Below are 3590 nucleotides of genomic sequence, written 5' to 3' on the forward strand. Positions count from 1 at the left end.
TAGCCCCGGCGAACCATCACGTAGCGGATGGCCCCTTGTTGGCTATCAGGATCAAAGGCTGTTAACCGGCGCTGAGCAACGATATCACGGACCGTCACAATGACCTGGTCTAATCGCTGATCATTAACATAATAGTCAGTCATTGAGACCAAACGGTGAGTTCCGCGTTGGTAAAAACCAGAGAGGAGTTCGCCATCTTGCCACTTCAACGGGACGACCGTCTTATTGCGGTAATAAGTTGGCTCCGTATCCATTGTGATTGGGTCAGCAACCGTCACACTAACGCCAGCATCCGCAAAGTTTTTGGCAACAATCCCTTTTTTAAAGGCTACCTGGTCTGGATAGTCCCAGTTAACGAAGGGAGCCGTTCCGGCTTCTATGAGGTACTGACGGTCTTTGTTTACTCGACCATTAGCTGGTTCAAGCCAAGTCAAAATTTTTCCATAGGCAGAGTGCTTATCGACCTGGATAATTTCAACTTCGACAACTTCCCCCACCATGGCATCTGCTAGATAAACCGGATAATCTTGGGCCTCATTAACATAGGCAACACCCATCCCATTTTGTCGAATATGGTCGATTGTGAGGGCTAAATGCTGATTTAATTTTACGGGAACTTGTGTTTTCGCCATCGTTACTTTGCCACTTTACCTTTACTCTTTTGTCGAGGAGATTTTATATGCTTAAAAGAAAAAACACCCACCGAAGTGAGCGCTTTTTGTAAACAACTTAATCGTTGTTCTTGAAACCGAAGTTAGCAAACTTCTTGTTAAACTTGTCAACGGCCCCATCAGCTTGAGTAAACTTCTGCTTACCAGTGTAGAAAGGATGTGAATCTGAAGTGATTTCCATACGAATTGCTGGATATTCTTGACCTTCGAATTCAGTCGTTGTTGAAGTTTCAGCAACAGATGCTGACAAGAACTTCTTACCAGTCAAAGCGTCAACGAAGACAACTGGACGGTAATCTGGATGGATTTCTTTTTTCATGATATAAATCTCCTTAGCGCCCTGATTTTACTAAACCAGAGTCAGTTATTAACTTTATTATTCTATCATAGCGCCCTTGCAGGCGCAAGGATTAAGGCATTAAGTTGATCAAATCAACGCCTTCAATTTTCAAATCGACGCCCAAACCGGTTAACTTCTCAGCAATTCGATCATAGCCACGTAAAATGTGGCTGGCATTATCAACAACCGTTTGACCATCCGCCATAATTCCAGCAATGACCAGTGCTGCACCGGCACGAATTTCCGCTGCTTCAACAGTCGTTCCAACCAAGCGGCTCGACGTGTTGACCTTGATTTCCCCAGGGTTCAATGAAGACAAATCGGCACCCATTCGGCGTAATTCAGCGATATGCTTGACCCGCTTGGGATAAATCGTTTCAGTAATCGTACTTTCCCCCTGAGCTAAAAAGAGCAAAGGTGTGATTGGCTGTTGCAGGTCAGTGGCAAAACCAGGGTACGGCATCGTTTTGATTGAAACGGGCTTCAAGTCATGGCTCGGACCAATGTAAATTGAATCTTCCCCAATTTGCATATCAACGCCCATTTCCAAGAGCTTTGATGTGTAGGACTCCAAGTGCTCTGGAATAACGTTTTGGATCATCACCCCATCGCCATAAGCTGCTGCCATTGACATGTAGGTTCCTGCTTCAATTCGGTCAGGAATGACAGAGTGGGTAGCATGAGCTTCCAAACGGTCAACTCCGGTAATCCGAATGGTGTCGGTACCAGCTCCACGAATATTGGCGCCCATGTTGTTCAAGAAAGTCGCAATATCGATAATTTCTGGTTCTTTGGCAACGTTTTCAATAATCGTTTGGCCTTCAGCTCGCACTGCAGCCAGGATGATATTAATCGTCGCACCAACGGAAACCGTATCCAAGGTAACCCGAGCACCCTTTAAACCATTTTCAGTGGCATCAATCGTGATAATGTCATCTTTTTCCGTCACAGTTGCACCCAAGGCTTCAAAGCCCTTGATGTGTTGGTCAATTGGCCGTGAACCCAAGTTATCCCCACCGGGGAATGTCACCGTTGCCCGACCAAAACGGCCAAGCAAGGCTCCCATAAAGTAGTAAGAGGCTCTTAATGATTTAATTGCTGATGATGGTAACTCTGATTCTTCAATCGTAGTTGGATCAATCGATAAATTACCTGCCAAAAAGTCTGAATGGACGTTCATGGCAGCTAGAATATATTGCAAGTTTTTAACATCTAAAATTTGAGGAACATTGTCAAATTTGACTGCGGTGTCGGCCAAAATTGCAGCTGGAATTAATGCAACTGTCGAATTCTTGGCCCCGCCAATCGTTACTGTACCAGTAATTTTGCGGCCACCGTTAATAATAATTTTTGCCATAAGGGCTAATCCTACTTGTTTGTGATTTTAACCCCATTATATCGTTTTTGTTACAACAAGACAATTAAAATCAACGAATTTCTGCACCTAATTCTGCTTCCAACGCTTCCGTCATCGCAGTGAAGGCACCAGTTACGACTGGTTCTACTAATGTGTCAGTTTTATCCTGGTACACCAGTTGATAAGCTAATGATTTCTTACCCTCAGGTGTCCCCTGACCGGTATACAAATCAAAGAATGTCACGGACTGCAAGAATTCACCACCGTGGTCCTTAATCACATCCGCCACTGCTTGTTGGCTAATCGTTTCATCGACCAACAAGGCCAAGTCACGAGTGATTTGTGGGTACTTTGAAACTGGCTGGTAAGCCACAACTGATTGACTGTGGGTAATCACTTCTTCTAAGTCAATTTCAAAGGCAAAGACTGCTGGTAACTTAGCATCAGCCACAATTTGTGGATGAACTTGGCCAACAAAACCGAGGTAAATAGATCCAGAAAAGACATCAGCAGTTTGGCCTGGGTGCATGGCTTCATGTTGACCACTCTTTTCAAAACGGACTTCCTTGACCCCGATGGCTTGAAGGTAAGCTTCTACCCGACCCTTGACGTCATAGAAATCAACCAACTCGTCCTTTTCGCCAGTTTGCCAAGTTGATTCTGCCAAGTTTCCAACCATCACACCGGCAAGGTGTTCACGTTCTTCTGGCTGCAAACCTGGCGTAGTTGCCAAGAAGACCCGGCCTTGTTCGTACAGGAAGATGTTCTTAACTGATCGAGCAACGTTATAGGCCACGTCGTCCAACAAGCCTGACAAAAGGTTTTGACGGATGGTGGTCCGGTCTGATGACATTGGGTAATCCAAGGCCACCAGGTCCCGGTCGGTCGTCAAATTAAAGCGGCTGGCCTTTTCTGGCGTGGTTAAGGCATATGAAATCGCTTGATCAAAGCCCAGGCTTTCCATCACTTCGCGACTAGCACGAATTTTCTTTTGCCGGGGAGTCAAATCACCAGGGGTACTTTCACCGGCAATCATCGCCGTTGGCAAGTTGTCATAGCCGTACAAACGTCCAACTTCTTCAATCAAATCTGCCGGGATGTTCAAATCAGTCCGACGACCAGGAACAGTTACGGTGTAGTGACCTTCCTTTTCATCAATTGGCAAGGCTAACCGTGTGAAAATACCGCTAATGGTTGCCACAGACAAGTCCGTTCCCAAGAT

At 45.5% G+C, this 3590-nt stretch carries 4 protein-coding genes; all 4 read right to left on the reverse strand.

The window, feature by feature from the left end; genetic code table 11:
• On the reverse strand, window positions 1–632 hold a 632-nt coding region (locus tag AOQ29_RS07935; protein WP_242977388.1), incomplete at its 3' end, for a TRAM domain-containing protein.
• Window positions 633–729: 97 nt separating this feature from the next.
• Window positions 730–990: a type B 50S ribosomal protein L31 gene (locus tag AOQ29_RS03550; protein WP_061993163.1), complete on the reverse strand. Its 261-nt coding sequence runs from the start codon at window positions 988–990 to the stop codon at window positions 730–732.
• A gap of 91 nt (window positions 991–1081) precedes the next feature.
• On the reverse strand, window positions 1082–2368 hold the full coding sequence (locus tag AOQ29_RS03555) for a UDP-N-acetylglucosamine 1-carboxyvinyltransferase (RefSeq protein ID WP_061993164.1): 1287 nt from the start codon (window positions 2366–2368) through the stop codon (window positions 1082–1084).
• Window positions 2369–2438: 70 nt separating this feature from the next.
• The coding region (locus tag AOQ29_RS07940; RefSeq protein ID WP_242977389.1) for a phenylalanine--tRNA ligase subunit beta at window positions 2439–3590 on the reverse strand (1152 nt) is incomplete at its 5' end.

The sequence above is a fragment of the Fructobacillus ficulneus genome (assembly GCF_001047075.2).
Lineage (GTDB): Bacteria > Bacillota > Bacilli > Lactobacillales > Lactobacillaceae > Fructobacillus > Fructobacillus ficulneus.

What these genes read in the sequence shown, in the direction of transcription:
- AOQ29_RS03550 (WP_061993163.1), bottom strand. Translation starts at nt 990, where the DNA reads ATGAAAAAAGAAATCCATCCAGATTACCGTCCAGTTGTCTTCGTTGAC.
- AOQ29_RS03555 (WP_061993164.1), bottom strand. Translation starts at nt 2,368, where the DNA reads ATGGCAAAAATTATTATTAACGGTGGCCGCAAAATTACTGGTACAGTA.